Origin of the sequence: Achromobacter pestifer (genome assembly GCF_013267355.1) — a bacterium.
In the GTDB taxonomy this organism is placed as follows: Bacteria; Pseudomonadota; Gammaproteobacteria; order Burkholderiales; family Burkholderiaceae_B; genus Achromobacter; species Achromobacter pestifer_A.
In genome coordinates this window covers 4,742,915-4,763,802 of record NZ_CP053985.1, presented here as the reverse complement: position 1 = coordinate 4,763,802, position 20,888 = coordinate 4,742,915, and the positions used below count along the sequence as shown (strand labels likewise).

The 20,888-nt window shown below is 67.1% G+C and carries 17 protein-coding genes; 11 read left to right on the top strand and 6 right to left on the bottom strand.

Going from position 1 to position 20,888, the window contains the following annotated elements; genetic code table 11:
- Positions 1-46 precede the first annotated feature (46 nt).
- Both FOC84_RS22605 and ggt read left to right on the top strand, forming a co-directional pair.
- Positions 47-1,021 (top strand): Bug family tripartite tricarboxylate transporter substrate binding protein, encoded by a 975-nt coding sequence (locus tag FOC84_RS22605; protein ID WP_173146406.1) that lies wholly within the window; start codon positions 47-49, stop codon positions 1,019-1,021.
- Positions 1,022-1,045: 24 nt separating this feature from the next.
- Positions 1,046-2,641 carry a gamma-glutamyltransferase gene (gene ggt / locus FOC84_RS22600; RefSeq protein ID WP_217278778.1) on the top strand — a complete coding sequence of 532 codons (1,596 nt, stop codon included), beginning with the start codon at positions 1,046-1,048 and terminating at the stop codon, positions 2,639-2,641.
- Between the two features lie 82 nt (positions 2,642-2,723).
- Here ggt and FOC84_RS22595 read toward each other — a convergent pair whose 3' ends face one another.
- Positions 2,724-4,109, bottom strand: a complete 1,386-nt coding sequence (locus tag FOC84_RS22595) for a PLP-dependent aminotransferase family protein (protein WP_173146405.1) — start codon at positions 4,107-4,109, stop codon at positions 2,724-2,726.
- A gap of 186 nt (positions 4,110-4,295) precedes the next feature.
- Between FOC84_RS22595 and cyoA the strand changes: the two genes are divergently transcribed.
- From cyoA to FOC84_RS22570, 5 genes are read left to right on the top strand one after another with little or no spacing between them, the layout of a single operon-like run.
- Entirely contained in the window at positions 4,296-5,267 is a 972-nt protein-coding gene (cyoA, locus tag FOC84_RS22590; protein WP_173146404.1) for a ubiquinol oxidase subunit II, read from the top strand.
- A complete protein-coding gene (cyoB, locus tag FOC84_RS22585; RefSeq protein ID WP_173146403.1) occupies positions 5,252-7,228 on the top strand; it encodes a cytochrome o ubiquinol oxidase subunit I in 1,977 nt (658 codons plus the stop codon). The genes cyoA and cyoB overlap by 16 nt, the downstream gene beginning before the upstream one ends.
- 3 nt (positions 7,229-7,231) lie before the next feature.
- Positions 7,232-7,849, top strand: coding sequence for a cytochrome o ubiquinol oxidase subunit III (cyoC, locus tag FOC84_RS22580; RefSeq protein WP_173146402.1), 618 nt, complete (start codon positions 7,232-7,234; stop codon positions 7,847-7,849).
- Positions 7,846-8,226 carry a cytochrome o ubiquinol oxidase subunit IV gene (gene cyoD, locus FOC84_RS22575; RefSeq protein WP_173146401.1) on the top strand — a complete coding sequence of 127 codons (381 nt, stop codon included), beginning with the start codon at positions 7,846-7,848 and terminating at the stop codon, positions 8,224-8,226. The genes cyoC and cyoD overlap by 4 nt, the downstream gene beginning before the upstream one ends.
- Before the next feature lie 10 nt (positions 8,227-8,236).
- Positions 8,237-9,349 carry an aminotransferase class I/II-fold pyridoxal phosphate-dependent enzyme gene (locus FOC84_RS22570; RefSeq protein ID WP_173146400.1) on the top strand — a complete coding sequence of 371 codons (1,113 nt, stop codon included), beginning with the start codon at positions 8,237-8,239 and terminating at the stop codon, positions 9,347-9,349.
- On the opposite strand, the gene FOC84_RS22565 is transcribed toward FOC84_RS22570, so the two are convergent.
- From FOC84_RS22565 to FOC84_RS22545, 5 genes are read right to left on the bottom strand one after another with little or no spacing between them, the layout of a single operon-like run.
- Complete coding sequence (locus FOC84_RS22565; protein WP_173146399.1) at positions 9,346-10,782, bottom strand: ArnT family glycosyltransferase; 1,437 nt, start codon at positions 10,780-10,782, stop codon at positions 9,346-9,348. The genes FOC84_RS22570 and FOC84_RS22565 overlap by 4 nt on opposite strands.
- Entirely contained in the window at positions 10,773-11,798 is a 1,026-nt protein-coding gene (locus FOC84_RS22560; RefSeq protein WP_173146398.1) for a glycosyltransferase family 2 protein, read from the bottom strand. The genes FOC84_RS22565 and FOC84_RS22560 overlap by 10 nt, the downstream gene beginning before the upstream one ends.
- Positions 11,799-11,819: 21 nt before the next feature.
- Positions 11,820-14,990, bottom strand: coding sequence for a CusA/CzcA family heavy metal efflux RND transporter (locus tag FOC84_RS22555; protein ID WP_173146397.1), 3,171 nt, complete (start codon positions 14,988-14,990; stop codon positions 11,820-11,822).
- A 13-nt stretch (positions 14,991-15,003) separates the two neighbouring features.
- Positions 15,004-16,188, bottom strand: a complete 1,185-nt coding sequence (locus FOC84_RS22550) for an efflux RND transporter periplasmic adaptor subunit (protein WP_173146396.1) — start codon at positions 16,186-16,188, stop codon at positions 15,004-15,006.
- A gap of 14 nt (positions 16,189-16,202) precedes the next feature.
- Entirely contained in the window at positions 16,203-17,465 is a 1,263-nt protein-coding gene (locus FOC84_RS22545) for a TolC family protein (protein WP_173146395.1), read from the bottom strand.
- Between the two features lie 227 nt (positions 17,466-17,692).
- Between FOC84_RS22545 and FOC84_RS22540 the strand changes: the two genes are divergently transcribed.
- From FOC84_RS22540 to FOC84_RS22525, 4 genes are all read left to right on the top strand, one after another.
- Positions 17,693-18,034, top strand: a complete 342-nt coding sequence (locus FOC84_RS22540; RefSeq protein WP_173146394.1) for a DUF4148 domain-containing protein — start codon at positions 17,693-17,695, stop codon at positions 18,032-18,034.
- A gap of 152 nt (positions 18,035-18,186) precedes the next feature.
- Positions 18,187-18,876, top strand: coding sequence for a heavy metal response regulator transcription factor (locus FOC84_RS22535; RefSeq protein WP_173146393.1), 690 nt, complete (start codon positions 18,187-18,189; stop codon positions 18,874-18,876).
- Entirely contained in the window at positions 18,876-20,225 is a 1,350-nt protein-coding gene (locus FOC84_RS22530) for a heavy metal sensor histidine kinase (RefSeq protein ID WP_173146392.1), read from the top strand. The genes FOC84_RS22535 and FOC84_RS22530 overlap by 1 nt, the downstream gene beginning before the upstream one ends.
- A 158-nt stretch (positions 20,226-20,383) precedes the next feature.
- Positions 20,384-20,857 carry a DUF4148 domain-containing protein gene (locus FOC84_RS22525; RefSeq protein WP_173146391.1) on the top strand — a complete coding sequence of 158 codons (474 nt, stop codon included), beginning with the start codon at positions 20,384-20,386 and terminating at the stop codon, positions 20,855-20,857.
- Positions 20,858-20,888 lie beyond the last annotated feature (31 nt).

Below are 20,888 nucleotides of genomic sequence, written 5' to 3'. Positions count from 1 at the left end.
GCGTCTAATCCCTGCACGCACTCCATAACGCGATCAAGGGGAATTCATGAAGTTTCGTTTCATCCGGGCGCTGGCAGGCGCCGCCGCCATGGCCTGCGCCGCCCAGGCGGGCGCCCAGGCGACCGACTGGCCGCAGCATCCGGTGCGCATCGTCGTGCCCTTCCAGGCGGGCTCCGCCACCGACCTGATTTCGCGCCAGCTGGGCGCTGCGCTGTCGACGGAACTGGGCCAGCCCTTCGTCGTCGAGGCCCGTCCGGGCGCCGCGGCCGCCATCGGCAGCGCCTCGGTCGCGCGCGCAACGCCCGACGGCTATACGCTGTTGATGGGCGGTCCCGCCGCCATCGTCACCAACCGCTTTTTGCAGAAGCGCCTGTCCTACGACCCGGACGCCTTCGCGCTGGTGTCCCTGGTGGCCTACACGCCCAATATCCTGCTGGCCAACCCGTCGCAGCCGTTCAAGACCCTGCCGGAAATGGTGGCCTACGCCCGCGCCAACCCGGGCAAGCTGACCTACGCCTCGTTCGGCACCGGCACGACTTCCCACATGGCGGGCGAAATGCTCAAGTCGGTCGCCGGCATCGACATCCTGCACGTGCCGTACAAGGGCGCGGGCGAAGCCATCCCCGCGCTGCTCAGCGGCCAGGTCTCGATGTACTTCGACACCATCATGACCGGCCTGCCCCAGGCCAAGAGCGGCGCGCTGCTGGCGCTGGGCATGTCCAACGCCAAGCGCTCGGCGCTGGCGCCCGAGATCCCCACGATCGCGGAACAGGGCTACGCCGGCTACGACATCGCGCCGTGGTACGGTCTGGTCGCGCCCGAAGGCACGCCCGCTCCGGTGCTCGACAAGCTCAACCGAGCCGTCAACAAAGTGCTTGCCGATCCGGCGCTGCGCAGTAAGCTCGCGGAAGCCGGTGCGGAGCCCCGCGGCGGCAGCCGCGAAGAGTTCGCCGCTTTCATCAAGTCCGAAATCCCGCGCACCAAGCAGCTGATCGATCAGGCCGGCATCACGCCGCAGTAATTTTCTTCACGAGTTCCCGCATCCATGTCTTTACCCTTCGATTGGTCTTTCCCCTACGCCTCCCGGAAAATGCCGGTCCTGGCCTCCAACGCGGTCGCGACCAGCCAGCCGCTGGCGGCCCAAGCCGGGCTGCGCATGCTGCTGGCCGGCGGCAATGCCGTGGACAGCGCCATCGCCACCGCCATCGCGCTGACGGTGGTCGAACCCGTCATGAACGGCATCGGCGGCGACATGTTCGCGCTGGTCTGGCATGACGGCCAGCTGCACGGCCTGAATTCCAGCGGCTGCGCGCCCGCCGCGTGGACGCCGGAGTACTTCGCCGGCCGCGACGCCATGCCCGGCACCGGCTGGGGCACGGTGACCGTGCCGGGACAGGTCGCGGGCTGGAAGGCGCTGTCGGAACGCTTCGGCAAGCTGCCTTTCGCGCAGTTGTTCGAACCCGCCATCGCCTATGCCGAGGAAGGGTTCGCGGTCTCGCCCACCATCGCCCGCCAGTGGGCCACGCAGGCGCCCAAGCTGGCGCAGGAACCGGGCTTTGCCGCCGCCTTCCTGCCCGGGGGCCGCGCGCCGCAGGCCGGCGAATGGTGGCGCTTTCCCGCGCAAGGCAAGACGCTGCGCGCCATCGCCGAAAGCGGCGGCGAAAGCTTCTACCGCGGTGAACTCGCCCGCAAGATCGCCGACTTCGCCAGCCAGACCGGCGGCGCGCTCAGCGCCGACGACCTGGCCGAACACCGCCCCGAATGGGTCGCGCCGATCTCGCAATCGTTCCGCGGCTACGAGCTGCACGAGATCCCGCCCAGCGGCCAGGGCATCTCGGCGCTGATGGCGCTGGGCATGCTGGAACAGTTCGACCTGGAAAGCATGGGCCGCGACAGCGCGGACTACTACCACGTCAGCATCGAAGCGATGAAGCTGGCTTTCGCGGACCTGCATCACCACGTCGCCGATCCGCGCCACATGCGCACCAGCGCCGCGGCCCTGCTGGACCGCGCCTACCTGGCCGAGCGCGCGCGCCAGATCTCCATGGATCGCGCCAGCGTGCCGGTCGCGGGCACGCCCGCCACTGGCGGCACCGTATACCTGACGGCGGCCGATGCCAGCGGCACCATGGTGTCCTTCATCCAGTCCAACTACCACGGCTTCGGTTCCGGCGTGGTGGTGCCCGACACCGGCATCAGCCTGCACAACCGCGGCCTGAACTTCGTGCTCACGCCCGGCCATGCCAACCAGGTCGCGCCGCGCAAGAAGCCGATGCACACCATCATCCCGGCCTTCGTCACGCGCGGCGGCCAGCCGCTGATGTCGTTCGGCGTGATGGGCGGATCGATGCAGGCCCAGGGCCATCTGCAGATGGTCACGCGCCTGGCGGCGTTCGGCCAGAACCCGCAGGCCATGAGCGACGCGCCGCGCTTCCGCGTGGAAAAAGGCCCGGTGGTCAACGTGGAAGCGCACCTGCCGGCGGACGTGGTCGACGCGCTGCGCGCGCGCGGCCACAACGTCGCGGTGGCGCCCGCCGACAGCCTGGAATTCGGTTCGGCGCAGTTGATCTGCCGCCTGCCGCAAGGCGGTTACGTGGCCGCCTCGGACTCGCGCCGCGATGGCCAGGCCGTGGGCTTCTAAGCCCCGGACGGGCCAGGCGCCAAGCCCGGCCCGGTTGCCATGATTCAAGCATCGCCGCCGGCTTCCGGCGGCGATGCGCTTTTCAGACGATGGGATCGCGCGGCGCATACGGCCGCCTGCGCATCAGCTCGGCCAGCTTTGCCAGCGCCTGCGCCAGTTCCTCCCTGTCCTTCACGCCCCCCAGCGAAATGCGGATCGCATTGGGCGCGGCCGCGCCTGCCTGGAACACGTCGGACGACGCCACGCTCAAACCCTCTTCGCGCGCCGCGCGCGCCAGGTCCGCCGCCGTCCACGGATCCGGCAGCACTTGCCACAGATGGATGCCCGCGGCCTCGGAACCGAACGGTCCCGGCAACACCTGGCGGGCAATGCGCTGGCGCGCCTGCGCCTCGGCCCGCACGCCGTTCAGGACCGCCTGCGCGGACCCGCCAGTGATCCACTGCGTGGTCAAGGCGCCCATCAGCGGCGCGGCCATCAGGGCGAAGGAGCGCATGGCGGCCAGCACCCGCTCGCGGCTATCCTCGTCAGGGCACAGCACAAAGGCCGTGCGCAGGCCCGGCGTCAGGCACTTGGCCAGCGTCGCGAGGTGGAACACGGAAGCCGGCGCATGGCTTGCCAGCGTCGGCGGCGCGTCGTCCAGGAACAGGCGGTAAGGATCATCCTCGATGACCCTGGCGCCGCAGGCCACGGCCGAACGCAACAGGTCGCGCCGGCGCTGCGCGCTCATCGTGTGCGTGGTGGGATTCTGCAAGGTGGGGTTGAGGTAGACCAGGCGGCTGCCGCTTTCGCGGCACGCGCGCTCCAGGCCCGCGGGCGTCATGCCGTCGCCGTCGGCCTCGGCCGCCAGCACCTTGCGGCCCAGATGCCGGGCCGCGCTCAACAGGCCCGGATACACCATGGGTTCGGCCACGATGCTGTCGCCCGGTACGCTATAGGCCAGGATCAGCGCGGCCAGCGCCGCCTGCGCGCCTGGGCAGACCAGCACCAGGTCCGGATCCACCGACCCCATGGCCTGCGCCAGCCATTGCGCGCCGGCCTCGCGCGCGTCCGGGCCGCCGCCGGCCAGGTGGTAGGCCATCATCACGTTCATGTCGTGCCGGTCCATGACCTTGGCCAGCCCGCGCTGCACCAGTTCCTGCAGGTCGCAGCCCAGCGGCGCGGGCGGCATGTTCATGCCCAGGTCGATCAACTGCACGGACTGCTGGGCTGGCCGGGCGATGAAGGTGCCCAGCGCGCCGCGTGGATCGAGCAGGCCGCGCAGGCCGGCTTCGGCGTAGGCGCGGGTCACCGTGGTCAGGTCCACGCCCAACCGCTGCGCCAGGCCGCGCTGCGGCGGCAGCCGGTCACCGGCCTGCAGCCGCTTTTGCGCCACGGCCCGCTCGATGAAATCGGCGATCTGGCGGTAGCGGGGGCCCTCGCCAGGCACCAGCTTTTCGGGCCAATTCGCATACAAATCTTGGTCTTGCATGGGTTCAGGTGCGCCAGAATGTCGCAATGTATGGATGATATTTATCAATTAGTATGGCAACAAACTTGAATTAAGTCCATACATTAAAAATCTTGTACGGCTAAAAGACCGTACTGAAGGGGAAGCGATGTCTTCCCCCATCCTTGGCTGATGTATGGGCTTAGGTCCTTAACCAAGGGATATCACATGTCCAATTCTCGTACCTGGGCCAGCCATTCCGGCGCCCGGGAATCCCGCCTGCGCGCTCTGCCCAAGGCTGCCTGCGCCCTGCTGCTGCCATTCCTCCTGAGCGGCTGCGAAATGGCGCTGTTCTCGCCCAAGGGCGACATCGGCATCCAGGAAAAGAACCTGATCCTGATCGCCTCCGGCCTGATGCTGCTGGTGGTGATCCCCGTGATCCTGCTGACGCTGTATTTCGGCTGGCGCTACCGCGAGACCAATACCCGCGCGCGCTACGAACCCAAATGGTCGCACTCGAACGCCATCGAGGTGGTGGTCTGGACCATCCCTTGCGTCATCGTCGCCATCCTGGGCGTGCTGATCTGGAAGACCACGCATGAGCTGGATCCCTACAAGCCGCTGGAATCCGAAGTCGCGCCGCTGCGCATCGAAGTCGTGGCGCTGGACTGGAAGTGGCTGTTCATCTACCCGGATTACGGCATCGCCACCGTCAACCAGTTGCCGGTGCCGGTGAACACGCCGCTGGAATTCAAGCTGACGGCGCACGCCAACATGAATTCCTTCTTCATTCCGCAGCTGGGCAGCCAGATCTATGCGATGGCCGGCATGCAGACCCGCCTGCACCTGATCGCCAACACGCCTGGGGTCTATCCGGGCCTGTCCGCCGCCTATAGCGGCCCGGGCTTCTCCAGCATGCACTTCCTGACCCACGCCACCACGCGCGAAGAATTCGACGCCTGGGTCAAGCAGGCCCAAGCCGCGCCGCAAAAGCTGGACGCCGCCGCCTACGAGCGCCTGGCGCAGCCCAGCGGCCGCATGGAGCCGGCGGTCTACGCGCAGGTGCAGCCCGCGCTGTTCGACTCCATCGTCAACATGTACATGCACGGTCATGACAAACCGCGCGCAACCGCCAAGCAACTGGCGCTTACGCAATCCCTGGAACAAGCAATAGCGAGCGAACTATGTTCGGCAAACTGACCCTAGAGGCGGTCCCCTATCACGAACCCATCATCATGGGCGTGATGGTGGTCGTCACCCTACTCGGACTGGCCCTGGCGGGCGCCATGACGTACTACCGCAAGTGGGGGTACCTCTGGCGAGAATGGATCACCACCGTGGACCACAAGCGCATCGGCGCGATGTACATCATCCTGGCGCTGATCATGCTGCTGCGCGGCTTCGCCGACGCCATCATGATGCGCGCCCAGCAGGCCATGGCCGTGGGCGACGCCGCCGGCTACCTGCCGCCGCACCACTATGACCAGATCTTCACGGCGCACGGCGTCATCATGATCTTCTTCGTGGCCACGCCCCTGATCCTGGGACTGATGAACGTGGTGGTGCCGCTGCAGATCGGCGCGCGCGACGTGGCCTATCCGCTGGTCAACTCGCTGGGCTTCTGGCTGTCGGCCGCGGGCGCGGTCCTGGTCATGATCTCGATGTTCGTGGGCGACTTCGCCGCCACGGGCTGGGTCGCGTATCCACCACTATCAGGGCTGCAATACAGTCCAACCGTGGGGGTCGACTACTACATCTGGTCATTGCAGATATCGGGCCTGGGCACGACCCTGTCGGGCATCAACTTCGTCGTGACCATCCTGCGCATGCGTGCGCCGGGCATGAACCTGATGAAGATGCCGGTGTTCACGTGGACCGCGCTGATCACCAACATCCTGATCGTGGCGGTGTTCCCCGTGCTGACGGCGACCCTGGCGCTGCTGACGATGGACCGGTACTTCGACATGCATTTCTTCACCAACGAGCTTGGTGGAAACGCGATGATGTACATCAACCTGATCTGGATCTGGGGCCACCCGGAGGTCTACATCCTGATCCTGCCGGCCTTCGGCGCGTTCTCGGAGATCATCTCCACGTTCTCGCGCAAGCCGCTGTTCGGCTACAAGTCGATGGTGTACGCGACCTCGTCGATCGGCATCCTGTCCTTCTTCGTCTGGCTGCACCACTTCTTCACCATGGGCTCGGGCGCCAACGTGAACGCCTTCTTCGGCATCATGACCTCGATCATTTCGATTCCGACGGGCGTGAAGCTGTTCAACTGGCTGTTCACCATGTTCCGCGGCCGCATCCGCTACCACTCCGCCACGCTGTGGACGATAGGCTTCATGGTCACGTTCGCCATCGGTGGCATGACCGGCGTGCTGCTGGCCGTGCCGGGCGCGGACTTCGTGCTGCACAACAGCCTGTTCCTGGTGGCGCACTTCCATAACGTCATCATCGGCGGCGTGGTGTTCGGCTGCCTGGCGGGCCTGACCTTCTGGTTCCCCAAGGTCTACGGCTTCACGCTCAACGAATTCTGGGGCAAGACCTCGTTCTGGTGCTGGCTGGTGGGCTTTTTCCTGGCCTTCATGCCGCTGTACATCCTGGGCTTCAAGGGCATGACGCGCCGCATGAACAGCTACCCGCACGCGGACTGGCAGCCCTACCTGATCGTGGCGCTGATCGGCGCGATCATCATCGGCCTGGGCATCCTGGCGTTCTTCATCCAGCTTGTGGTCAGCATCAAGAACCGCCACCAGAACCGCGACCTGACCGGCGACCCCTGGGACGCGCGCAGCCTGGAATGGGCCACCGCTTCGCCGGTGCCGTCCTACAACTTCGCCGTGACGCCGCAGATCACCTCGCTGGAGCAGCACTGGGACAACAAGCAGGCCGGCCGCGCCTATGTGCGCCCCGCCAAGTACGAACCCATCCACATGCCGCGCAACACCTCCGCCGGTTTCATGATTTCCATGTGGGGCATGCTGCTGTGCTTCGCGCTCGTCTGGCACATGTGGGCGATCGCGGGCGGCAGCCTGGTCGCCATCATCATCACCTTCGTGGCGCGCAGCTATGACCGCGACGTGGACTTCTACATCCCCGTGGCCGAGGTGGAGCGCATCGAGAACGCCCATTACGCCAAACTGCAGGAGGCCGCGTAAGCCATGAGCCATCTGACCCTGAGCGGCGCCGCGGGCGCCGGCGATGTCCACGAGGAACATCACGACGACGGATCCAAGACCACCATGGGGTTCTGGATCTACCTGATGAGCGATTGCCTCATCTTCGCCGTGCTGTTCGCCACTTTCGCGGTGCTGGGCAACAGCACCGCGGGCGGCCCCAGCGGCGCCGACCTCTTCCACCTGCCCTTCGTGCTGGGCGAGACCATGCTGCTGCTGATCAGCAGCTTCACCTTCGGCGTGGCCATGCTGGGCATGCAGGCGGGGCGCAAGCAGCAGGTGATGACCTGGCTGGGCATCACCTTCCTGATCGGCGTGGGCTTCATCGTCATGGAACTCTACGAGTTCTCGCTGCTGTTGAACGAAGGCGCCGGCCCCAGCACCAGCGCCTATCTCTCGGCCTACTTCACCCTGGTGGGCACGCACGGCCTGCACGTGTCGTTCGGCCTGCTGTGGATCCTGGTCATGATGCACCAGGTGCACCGCTTCGGCCTGGACGGCATCGTCACCCGCCGCCTGTCCTGCCTGTCCATGTTCTGGCACTTCCTGGACCTGGTCTGGATCTGCGTCTTCACCTTTGTCTACCTGCGCGAGTTCGTATGAGCACGATCACCCATCCCCACTCCGGCGCGCACGGCCACGGCAACGCGCACGGCAGCCTGAAAAGCTACATCGTCGGCTTCCTGCTGTCCCTGGCGCTGACCCTGGCGTCCTTCGGCGCCGTCATGACCGACCTGGTGCCGCGCGAGGCGCGCATCGCCGCGCTGGTCGTGCTGTGCGTGGTGCAGCTGATGGTGCAGCTGATCTACTTCCTGCACCTGGGCGGCTCGAAGGAACAGCGCGAGAACTCCGGCGTCTTCATCTGCACGGTGCTGCTCATCGCCATCATCGTCGCGGGTTCGCTGTGGGTCATGCACAACGCCAACGAGAACATGATGCCGGGACACATGTCCGTGGATCAGGCCAAGCATCACCAGTAAGGACCCGGTAATGGAATCCATGCCCCTCGGCCCGCTGGCCGTCCCGGCCCGCTACCTGGATGCGCAAGGCCAGATCCCGCAGTTCGAAAGCGTGCGCCAGGCGCGCGAGGAAATGCGCGTGCCGGCGGCGGCGCAGGCCGCCGATGTCGGCGCCTTCGTCGACGCGGTGGGGGGCTTGGTATTCGGCGACAGCCGCGACGGCCAGGATACGCGGCGCTTCCTGACCTATCCGGCGGCCAGCGGCACCCACGCCCTGGAACTGGGCGCGCGCCTCCTGGCGCGGCTGGCGCCCGCGCGCCGCGTCTACCTGCCCACGCCCAGCTGGAGCAACCACCAGCGCATCTTCGAGCGGGCGGGGTTCGCAGTGGGCAGCTATCCCTACTTCGACGCCTACGCCCGGCAGCTGGACGTGGGCCGGCTGGTCGGTTTTCTGTGCCGGCTGCCCGAACCCGCCATCATCGTGCTGCAGGCCAGCTGCCACAATCCCACCGGCTGCGACCTGAGCCGCGAACAGTGGGACGTGGTCGCCGACGTCATCAAGGCGCTGGGCCACATCCCGCTTATCGACATGGCGTACCAGGGCCTGGGCGACGGCCTGGAGCAGGACAACTATGGCGTCGCCGCGATGGTCAGGCTGGGCGTCTTCACGCTGGTTGCGCAGTCGTGCTCCAAGATCTTCCAACTCTCGGACGCGCGTTGCGGCAGCCTCAACGCCTACTGCCCCACCGCGCAACAGGCATTGCCCTTGCTGCAGGCCTTCCAGGGCTGGAACGATCCGCAGACCACGATTCCCCCATCGTTGGGCATCGTCGCCCGCGTCCTGGGCCAGGCCAGCCTGCGCAAACTGTGGCAAGACGAGCTGGCCGGCATGCGCAACCGCGTCGCGGCGGTGCGCAGCGCCCTGCACAAGACGCTGTGCCGCATGTCCCCCGCCTGGGACTGGTCGTACCTGACGAGCCAGCGCGGCTTCTTCAGCTACGACCCGGCCCTGCATCCTTCCGAAACGCGGGGGTACGACGGGCGCGCCATCGTCTCGGCCTCCGGCCACTTGGGCATTTCGCTGATCACCGAGGGCAATCTGCCCGAAGTCGCCAGCGTGATCGCGCAGGCCTGCACGCCCTAGGGCTGTGCCGGCGTGCCGGCAATCACCAAGGTGTAGCGCCGGCTGGAATAGACCGGCGCAAGCGCCGCGCCCGTCTGCTCGCGCGCCCGCCGCAGATCCGCTTTTTCCACCGCCAGGAATACCCTGCCGTCCTTGGGCAGCACGGCCGCCAGGCCATCCAGCGGCACCCGCCCGGCCGCGCCCCGCGAGTAGTAGCGCGCCGAAAACGGCAGACTATCGACGAAATAGAGCTTTTCGCCCGGCGCCATCAGCGTATCGGCCCGGGCGAGCAGGTGCTTTTCCGTTTTGAGCCGTTCCGGGTCAGCCAGCAGCAATCCGCAGAAGACAATCACCGCAATCGGCCCCAACGCCATGCAGGCCGTCGCCACGCGCGCTGGCGCCGCAGCGCGGGCGCGGCTCAGGCACGCGCCTGTCGCCAAGGCCAGCGGCGGCAAGGCCGGCAGCGCGTAGGTCCACAGGATGTTGCCCGAGAAAGTGAAGAAGAGCGGCGTGGCCGCGCCCCAGGCCAGCAGATAGGTCCAACGCGGCCGGCGCAGCCATCTGCCGGCCCGCCGCGCCGGCCCGCGCCAGCGGCGCGCAAGCAGCCAGACGCCGAACACTCCCCAGGGCAACGACGCCACGATGCCGTCCAGCCAGATGGCGCCGTAGGGCCTGCTGTGCGCCGATCCGTAGAGATCCCCGGTCCAGCCCGGATCCACGAAGCGCAGGAAGTGCTCGCCAACGATGAAGTACTGGATGAAACCCGGCGTCTTGATCTCCGCCGCCACGTACCAGGGCAGCACCAAGACCGCCGTCATCACGCTTCCCGCCACCCACGGCAAGCGCCGCAGGCTGGCCCGGACGTTCCCATGCCAGAGCATCCAGGGCACGATGGCGCCCGCCACCAGCACTACGGCCAGCGGTCCCTTGGACAACAGGCCGATCGCCAGCCCCAGGAAAAATCCGTGGCGCCAGAACCCCGCCACCGGCCCGCGCGCCAGGATGAATGACGCCATGCTGAGCGTGACGCCCAGGGCCAGGAACGGATCGGTCAGCACCGCCCCGGCCGCGACCAGGGGCAGGAACATGGACGCATACGCCAGCACGGCCCATCGGGCCGCCTGCACCGAGTACAGGCGGCGGCCCAGCGCATGAAGAATGGCGAGCGTCGCCGCCGTGGCCAACAGGGACGGGAACCTGACGCTGAATTCGCTCAGTCCCAGCAGCCGGATCGACAACGCCTCGGCCCAGAACCCCAATGGGGGCTTGCCCCAGAACGGCACGCCCGGCGCGAACCAGGGCGTGATCCAGTCGCCCGTTTGCGCCATCAGCCTGGCGATCTCCGCGTAGCGCGGCTCGGACGTGTCGGCAAACGGCACCAGGGCCATCGCCAGCAGGCGCACGCCCAGTATTGCCGCCAGGCCGGCGGCCATGGTCCGGGCGCTCAGCTGCAAGCCGCATCCCTCCCCGAACCCGAAGGTGCCATGCCCGCGGATCCGCTGTGCTGGACATCTCGCACCAGATAGACCGGCCGCTGCTTGCTTTCCATATAGGTCTTGCCCACGTACTCGCCCAACAGGCCTATGGTGATGAGCTGCACGCCGCCCATGAAGGTCATCGTCGCCATCAGCGAGGGATAGCCCGCGACGTCGTCGCCGAACATCAGGGTCTTGAAGATGATGGCGGCGCCGAACACAGCCCCGCCCAAGGCCGCGGCCGCACCCAGCCCCGTCGCCCAGCGCAGGGGCGCGGTGGAAAACGAAGTAATGCCTTCCATGGCCAGGCGGAACAGCGCCAGGTAGCTCCATTTGGTGGTGCCGGCGGCGCGGGGCTCGCGGTCGTAATCGATGATCCGGGTCGGCATGCCCACCCAGGCGTACAGGCCCTTCATGTAGCGGCACCGTTCTGGCAGCTGCATCAGCGCCGTCACGGCGCGCCGGCTCATCAGCCGGAAATCGCCGGTGTCGGGCGGAATCGCGGCCTTGCTCAGCCGGCTCAGCAGGCGGTAGTAGGCATAGGCGGAAAACCGCTTCAGGACGCTTTCTCCCGCGCGGCTGCGCCGCCGCATGCTGACGACGTCGGCGCCCTCCTTCCAGGCGCGGACCATGGCGGGAATGGTCTCGGGCGGATCCTGCAGATCCGCGTCCAGCATGATGACCGCGGCCCCGGCCGCATGTTCTATCCCCGCCGTCATCGCGGCCTCCTTGCCGAAGTTCCGGCTCAGCCTGACCAGCTTGATGCCGCGTTCCTCACGCAGCAGCGTCTGCAGGTACTCGGCGCTACCGTCGCTGCTGCCATCGTCGACGAACACGATCTCGTAGGACAGCCCCAGCGTCTTCAAGACCCGCCGCAGGCGCTCGTGGCAGGCTGGCAGCACCTCCATCTCGTTGAGGAACGGAATGATGACGGACAGCTGTATCGGGCTGATTGCGCCCAGCACAGCGATATCGATATCGGGTCTGGCATTCATCGGATCGCCTCTCTATCGGGCCTAGTCCCGGGCAGGTGCCGGTTTCGACAGTTCAAGCTCGTCGGCGTCGTCATTCCTGTGCGCCAGGCGGTAAAGGGCTGGCAGCACCAGCAGCGTGAGGATGGTGGAAGAAATGATGCCGCCGATCACCACGGTGGCCAGCGGGCGCTGCACCTCGGCGCCCGTGCCGGTGGCGATCGCCATCGGCACGAAGCCCAGCGAGGCCACCAGCGCCGTCATCAGCACCGGACGCAGCCGCGTCAGCGCCCCTGTCCGCACGGCCTCGGCCACGGACTTGCCCTCTTCGCGCAGGCCGCTGATGAACGACAGCATGACCAGGCCATTCAATACCGCCACCCCGCACAGCGCGATGAAGCCCACCGCCGCGGTAATGGACAGGGGTATGCCGCGCATCCACAAGGCGATCACGCCGCCCGTGAGCGCAAAGGGAATGCCGGTGAACACCAGCAGTCCGTCCTTGACGTTGCCGAACATCGCGAACAGCAGCGCGAACACCAGCAGCAAGGCCGCCGGCACCACGATCTGCAAGCGCTTGGCGGCGGATTGCAACTGCTCGAAGGTGCCGCCCCAGGAGGTCCAGTAGCCTGCGGGAACCTGCACCTTTTCCCCGATGGCGGCGGTGGCCTCGGACACGAACGTGCCCAGGTCGCGGCCGCGCACGTTGGCGCTGACCACGATGCGGCGCTTGCCGTCCTCGCGCGAGATCTGGTTGGGCCCCGGCGCCAGATCGAAGGTGGCGACTTCGCTCAGCGGGATGTAGGCCGCCTGCGCCTGCCCTTCCTGTTTGGGCAGGGCGATGGGCAGCTTCTTCAGCGCGGACAAGTTCTCGCGCACGGCCTCGGGCAGACGCACCACAATGTCGAAGCGCCGGTCGCCCTGGAAGAAGGTCCCCGCTTCGCGGCCGCCCACGGCGATGGCCAGGGTGTCCTGCACGTCCGCCATGCTCAGCCCATAGCGCGCGGCGCGGGCGCGGTCGATGTTGACCGTGAGCATGGGCAGGCCGGTGGTCTGCTCGACCTTCACTTCCGAGGCGCCCGGTATCGTCTGCAAGACTTCGGCAATCTCGGCGGCCGTGCGGTTCAACACGTCGTTGTCGTCACCGAATACCTTCACCGCCACATCGCTGCGCACGCCCGAGATCAGCTCGTTGAAACGCAACTGGATGGGTTGGGAGAACTCATAGTTGTTGCCGGGAACCTGGTTGGCTTCCTCCTGGATCGCCGCCAGCAGCTCGGCGCGGGTCTTCTTGGGGCTGGGCCACTGGTCGATCGGCTTGAGCATGATGTAGCCGTCGGAGATGCTGGGCGGCATGGCGTCGGACGCGATTTCGGCCGTGCCGGTGCGGGCGAACACGCGCTCGATCTCCGGGAACTTCTGCTTCAACCGGGTTTCCAGCTGCTTCTGCATCTCGACCGATTGCGTCAGGCTGGTGCCCGGGATCCGCAATGCCTGGATCGCCATGTCGCCTTCGTTCAGGTTGGGAATGAACTCGCTGCCCATACGCGCCGCCAGCACCCCGCTCAACACCACGAAGACGGTGGCGCCAGCCAGGATCAGCGGCGTGCGGCGCAGCGCGACTTCGAGCAAGGGTTCGTAGCGGCGCTTGGCCCAGGCCATCAGGCGGTTCTCTTTCTCGGAGACATTGTTCCCCATGAACAGCGCCACGGCGGCGGGCACGAAGGTCACGGACAGGATCATCGCTCCCAGCAGCGCCAGCACCACGGTCAGCGCCATGGGATGGAACATGCGCCCTTCCACCCCGCTCAGGGCGAAGATCGGCAGGTACACGACCATGATGATCAGCTGGCCGAACAGCAGCGGTCTGCGGGCCTCGCGCGCGGCCGCGAACACCTCGTGGAAGCGTTCGCTGCGTGTGAGCGGCCTGCCATGGTGCGCCCGCGCGTGGCTCAGGCGCCGTACGCAGTTCTCCACGATGACCACCGCGCCGTCGACGATGATGCCGAAGTCCAGCGCGCCCAGGCTCATCAGGTTGGCGCTGACCTTGTAGCTCACCATGCCGGTGAAGGTGAACAGCATGGACAGCGGGATGATCATCGCCGTGATCAGCGCCGCGCGGATGTTCCCCAGGAACACGAACAGGATGACGATGACCAGCGCCGCGCCTTCCAGCAGGTTCTTCTTGACCGTGGCGATGGCCTTGTCGATCAGGTTGGTGCGGTCGTAGACCGTCACCGCCTGCACGCCCGCCGGCAGCGATTTGTTGATGGCCTCCAGCTTGACCGACACCGCCTGCGACACCGCGCGGCTGTTCTCGCCTATCAGCATGAACACCGTGCCCAGCACCACTTCCTCGCCGTTGCTGGTGGCAGCCCCCGTGCGCAGCTCACGCCCGATGGACACCTCGGCCACGTCGCGTATCCGGATCGCCTGGCCCTCCACGGTTGCCAGCACCACATCGCGGATGTCGTCCATGGACCTGACCTGCCCGGGCGCCCGGATCAGGTACTGCTCGCCCTTGCGTTCGATGTAGCCCGCGCCGATGTTGGCGTTGTTCCTGCCCAGCGCGGCCATGATGTCGGTCAGCGCCAATCCATAGGAGGCCAGCTTCTCGGTGCTGGGCGCCACCTGGTATTCCTTGGCATAGCCGCCGATGGCGTTGATCTCGGTGACGCCGGGAATGTTGCGCAGCTGCGGCTTGATGATCCAGTCCTGGATCTCGCGCAGGTCCATGGGGGTATAGGACGTGCCGTCCGGCTTCCTGGCGTCGTCCCGCGCCTCCACTGTCCATAGGTAGATTTCGCCCAGGCCCGAGGATATCGGCCCCATCATGGGCGTCACGCCCTCGGGCAGGTTTTCCTTCGCTTCCTGCAGGCGCTGGTTCACCAGCTGGCGGGCGAAATAGATGTCGGTGCCGTCCTTGAAGATGACCGTCACCTGCGACAGGCCATAGCGCGACACCGAACGCGTCTGCTGCAGTCCAGGCAGCCCGGCCATCACCGTCTCTATCGGGTACGTCACGCGCTGCTCGGTCTCCAGCGGCGAATAGCCCGGCGCGCCGGCGTTGATCTGGACCTGGACATTGGTGATGTCCGGCACCGCGTCGATGGCGAGCCGGGAGTAGTTGTAGACCCCGATGGCGGCCATGCCCAGGGTGACGAACAGCACCAGCCAGCGCTGTTCGATGGCGAAACGGATCAGGCGTTCAAACATGTTCCGCTCCGCCTTAGTGCGCGTGCTCGGCGCCGGCCTTGCCCAGCTCCGACTTGAGGACGAAGGTATTCTCGACCGCATAGCGCGTGCCGGGAGCGAGGCCCGACAGCACCTCGACCCGGTCGTCCGAAGCCCGGCCCAGCTTCACCGGCTGCACCAGGAAGCCCCCCGGCACCTCCACGAACACGGTGGGCTCGTTGTCGACGGTCTGGACCGCGTCGGCCGCCACCGTCACCGCGGCGTCCGACATCCGGGTCACCACGTCCACGGAAACGAAAAGCCCGGGGCGCCAGGCCATGTCCGGGTTCTCCAGCGTGACGCGCGCGGTGGCCGTGCGCGTCTGCTGCCCCAGCAGCGAGCCGATGTACGAGACCGTGCCTTCCGCCTTGCCGGCGAAGGCGGCCGAACTCACGCTGGCCGCTTCGCCCACGCGCACGTCCTGCAGGTCCTTGGGCGCGATCACGAATTCGGCCCAGACGGTGCGCAGATCCGACAAGGTAAAGATGCTGGCGTTGTCGGGCAAGGCTTCGCCCAGCGCGATATGCTTTTCCACCACCACGCCGTCGAAGGGCGCGCGGATCTCCAGGCTGCCCAGGTCCTTGGAGCGCGGCTCGGCGCCCACGGTGCGCAATTTCTGCTCCGCGTTCTGCACGGCGATATCGGCCTCCTGCAACGCGGTGCGGGCCGCCTGGTAGTCCTGTTCGGCGGATACCTTTTCCTGCCACAGGCGCAGTTCGCGCCTGTGGGTCTGGGCGGCCAGGTCGCGCCGCTTGGCCGCCGCCAGCCATTCGCTGCGCAGCTCGGACAGCGCGGAGCTGGACAAGACGGCCAGCAGCTCGCCCTTCTTGACCTGCTGGCCCAGGTCCGCCGACACGCTCTGCACCACGCCGGCCATGCGCGGCACCACGTGCGCGGTCCGGTCCGCATTGAACTTGATCTCGCCCGGGAACTGCGCCGAGGTCGCCAGCGCGGCAGGCGCGGCAACCTCGGACTTGATGCCGGCCACCGCGATCTGCTCGGGCGTCAGCGTGATTTTCTCCTGCTCCTTCGACGCCTCCGCGCCCTGTTCCGTCTCGGCATGCCCGTGCTCCGCCTCGCCCGCCGCCTGCGCCGGATACAGGGGCGCCAGCAGCAGCGCCGCGCACAGGCCAGCCGCGGTCCACATCATGGGGTGTTGCTTGTTTTTGTGTTTTGCCATTTCTTATGCTCGTTTCAACGTCCGAGAATGCGGTCGATATCCGCGGATGCCTGGTACACGGATGCCAGCACCGTCAGGTAGGCGATGTTTCCGTCGGATAGGGTGCGCTGCGCGTCCAGCACTTCCAGGAAGCCGAACTTCCCCGCTTCGAAGCCCTTGCGCGCGGCGTCATAGGCTTGGGTGGCGCCCGGCAGCACCGCGGTCCGGTACTCGCGCGCGGAGCCCACCGCCAGATCGAATCGGGTCACGGCCTGCAGCAGTTCCCCCATCAGGCCGGACTCCAGCGCGCGGTACTGGTCCTGCGCCTTGTAGGCCTGCATGGTGGCGGCGTAGACATTGCCCTGGTTGCGGTCGAAGACCGGCAAGGGGATGGACACGCCGAGCTGGGCCTTGTTGCGGCCCGCTTCGTTGTCGCGGGCCACGCCGGCACTCAGCGTGATGTCCGGATAGCGCTTGCTTTTCTCGACTTCCAGCTGCGCCTGCCCCAGGTCGACGGCAAGCTTGCCGCCCTGCATCCTGGGCGATGCGGCCAGGCCCGCGCGCAGTTCGTCTATCGATGCCCGGTCGGGCAGCGCGTTCAGGTCTGCGCCCACGCTGGCGAAGCCGGGCTCGGCCTCGCCCCAGAGCAGGCCGAGCTTGCGGCGCGCCCCCAGTAGCGCGGCCTCGGCCGCGCGCGCCTCGATGCGCGCGTTGGCCAGCGCGACCTGAGCCTTGCTGCCTTCCAGCGGCGGCGCCTTGCCGGCGGCCACTCGCCTCTCGGCCAGCCGCAAGGCGCCGCCAGCGATATCCACGGTGCCGCGCGCCACGCGCACGGATTCCTGCCCCACCGCCACATCGAAGTAGGCCGCGATGACCGCCGCCCGCAAGCCGGCCCGCGTGTCCGCCACGCCCTGGCGCGCCAGGTCCCTGGACAGCCCCGCCGCCTTGACCCGGGCGGAGCGCTTGCCGCCGGTCTCCAACGGCACGTTCAACATGGCGGTGGTGGTGCGCGTGGCCGATTTCGTATCGTCCACGCTCACGTCGATGGAGGGATTGGGCAGCACGCCCGCCTGCGTGAGCAAGCCCTCGCTCGCCGCTGCCTCGTTCTTCGCCGCGGCAAATCCGGGATTGCGTTCCAGCGCCGCGGCCAGGGCGCGCTCCAGCGTCAGCACAGCGCCGTTCTGGCTCTGCTCCATGGGTACGGGATTTCGGGCCGCGCCCGCGTCCTGGGCGGACGCAGGGGCAGACACGGCGATCATCAGGGCCGCCAGGATCAGCGGCATAGCGGGTACATGCATGGTTCAACCAGGAAAGGGGCGAGCCGGCAATGTATCCAGGCGGGCGCGTCAATCGACCGACAGAAAAATGACATTTCCGTAAGGTTCGCAGGCCTTACGAAAACGTAATCAGGGTGTCCGTGAATTGACGGACAGGGGTCCGTAGAGTGTCACCGTCACGACACAAACAGCGTGTATGCGCCGACGCAAGACCGCGACCGGCGCCGCGCTCAACCTGGGAGATATCCATGAAGATCCAAACCGTTGCCGCCACCCTTGCCCTGGGTTCCGCGCTGGCCTTTCCCTTCGCCGCCAGCGCATCGAGCACCTGGCATCAGACCAACACGGAGATCGGCTACGCCATCGCGCCGGACCATGCCGCCGGCGGCAAGACACGCGAAGAAGTGAAGACCGAATTGGCCGTGGCCAAGTCCGACCCGAAGCAGTGGTTCCTGACCAACCTGAACGCCGCCAAGCCGGGCTGGGTCAAGCAGGGCACCTCCCGCACCCGCGCCGACGCGATGGCGGAACTCGAGGCCATGACGCCGGCCGAACGCGCCCGGCTGGACGAGATCTACACCCCGGGCTGAGCGCCGGGCCCATGGCGCATGCGCTCCGCGTGCCTGCGGGCGCTGAACAGGGCGGCTGGGCCGCCCTGTTTGTATTTTTTCCCCGCAGCGATTCCGCCTAGAATAGATGCAGGATCCGAGGACTTCCGCGAACTCTTTTTATTTCCGCTGACATGAAAGTACTCGTAATCGAAGACGAAAAAAAACTCGCCGAGTACTTGCGGCGAGCCCTGACCGAACACAACTACGTGGTCGACGTGGCCCAGGACGGCATCACCGGACTGCATCTGGTCCGTGAAAGCCAGTACGACCTGGTCCTGCTGGATGTGATGCTGCCCGCCATGGACGGCTTCGCGGTGCTGGCCGAGATCCGCAAGACCAGCCGCGTCCCCGTCCTGATGCTGACGGCGCGCGACAAGCTCGAAGACCGCGTCAAGGGCCTGCGAGACGGCGCCGACGACTACCTGGCCAAGCCTTTCGCCTTGTCGGAACTGCTGGCCCGCGTGCTGGCGCTGGGCCGGCGCAGCGGCCACGGCCAGACCGAGACCGTGGCCCAGAACGTGCTGCGCATCGATGGCCTGGAACTGGACCTGCTGCGCCGGCGCGCCAGCCGCGACGGCGTGCGGCTGGACCTGACCGCCAAGGAGTTCACCCTGCTGGCGCTGCTGATGCGCAAGCAGGGCGAAGTCCTGTCGCGGCTGGAGCTGGCCGAACAGGTGTGGGACATCAACTTCAACAGCAACACGAACGTGGTCGAGGTGGCGATCCGCCGCCTGCGCGGCAAGGTCGACGAACCCTTCGACAAGAAGCTGCTGCATACCGTGCGCGGCATGGGCTACGTGCTGGAACCGCGGAGCGACTGATGCCCGGGCAGCGCCCCAAATCGCTGCACCGCTGGCTGTCGCGCTGGCTGGCGATCCAGACCTTCATCGCGCTCGGCCTGGTATGCGCGGCGGTCTATTACGCGACCAACCTGAACCTGGCCAGCCGCCAGGAAGCCCTGCTGCAGCAGAAGGTCGAGGTCGTGCGGCACCTGGTCGAGGAAAACGCCGCCAGCCAGGACTCCACCCGCCTGCGCCACAAACTCAGCGACTTCTTCTACGGCCGCCCCGACTTCTCGCTGGTGCTGGAGATCGACGGCGAAAAGGTCTACTACGGCAGTCCCATCGCCGGCGACAACGATTTCAACCATGAACGGCGCATCGCCTTCACGCTGCCCTTCCCCGGCGCGCCCGGCGACGCCATGAACGCCGAACTGGTGCTGGACATCTCCAGCGATATCCTCCTGCGCAAGGCGCTGGCCTGGACCCTGTTCGCCTGCGCCCTGGCCGGCGCCATCGTCGTGGCGGCGGTCGGAACCCTGCTGGTGCGCAGAGGACTGGCGCCGCTGGACGCGCTGGGCAAGCAGGCGGCGCAGCTATCCCCGGACCGCATCGGCGAACGGCTCGACGAAAGCGGCCAGCCCTGCGAGATCCGGCCCCTGGTGCGCCAGTTCAACGCGGTGCTGCAGCGGCTGGAGCGCGCCTACGTGCAGATGGAGGGTTTCAACGCCGACGTGGCCCATGAGATGCGCACGCCGCTGGCGACGCTGATCGGCGAAACCGAGCTGGCGCTGAGCACGCGCCCGTCGCCGCAGGCCCTGCGCGAAACGCTGGGCTCCAACCTGGAGGAGCTGCAACGCCTCTCCAGCATCGTCAACGACATGCTGTTCCTGTCGCAGGCCGACCGCGGCGCGCAGGCCAGAGGCAGCCGGCAGGCCAGCCTGGCCGCCATCGTCCAGGAGGTTACGCAATACCACGAGGCCGAGGCCCTGGACGCGGGGGTCGAGATCGCCGTGCTGGGCGATGCGTCGGCCCAGGTCGATCGCGCGCTGTTCCAGCGGGCCGTGTCGAACCTGGTCTCGAACGCGGTGCGCTATGCCGCCCCGGGCAGCGTGATCGAGGTCGATATCTCCCACGGCGACGCTGGCGAAATCCTGATCTCGGTGCGCAACGCCGGCGAGCCCATACCGCAAGAGCACCTGCCGCGGCTTTTCTACCGCTTCTACCGCAGCGACACCTCGCGCGAGTTCGATGCCAACCATCATGGACTGGGATTGGCCATCGTCGCCGCCATCGCCCGCATGCACGGCGGCCGCAGCTACGCCAGGTCGGCCAACCGGACCACCACCATAGGCTTCAGCATCGCGGCGGCCGACATTACAGAAAGCTAATCCGCCTGTACGGATTCTGTCCGCGCCCAGTCCCTAGAATTTCTCCATGCCCCTCGAAGAACGGCCGCTACCGCGGCTTTCGAGGGCTCCGGCCTCAGGGCGGCCATCTGCCTCCCCTAGATTGTTGAGATTGCCGGACTATGTTCCATGGAGAAATCATGAACCGTCTGACCCTGTTGATCCTCGCCGTTTCCGTTGCCGCCGCGGCCCCGGCCGTCCAGGCCGAGCCGAAGACCCGCGAACAGGTCAGGCTCGAGCTCGAGCAGGCAAAGAACGCCGGCCTGGTCACATACGGCGAGCAGGACTATCCGCCCGCCATCGCGCCCTCCCAAGCCGGCAAGACCAGCGCGCAGGTGGCCGACGAACTGCAACGCGCCCAGGCCGCCGGCCTGGTGACCTACGGCGAGCTGGACTACCCCCCGTCCCTGCCGGCCACCGCGTCCAAGACGCGCGCGGAAGTGCGCGCCGACCTGAAGCTGTGGCAGCGCTCGGGCATGGAGGATCTGTACCGCGGATCGCAGGAGCCCGACGTGTTCAGCCTCAAGTACCGCCAGCGCTACGCGGAGTACGTGCGGATGCGCACGGGCGCGGAGTACCGGCAGCAGCTGGAGATCGAGAACGGCAGGCAGTAAAGGAGACGAGCGCGCGGCCTGGCGCCGCGCG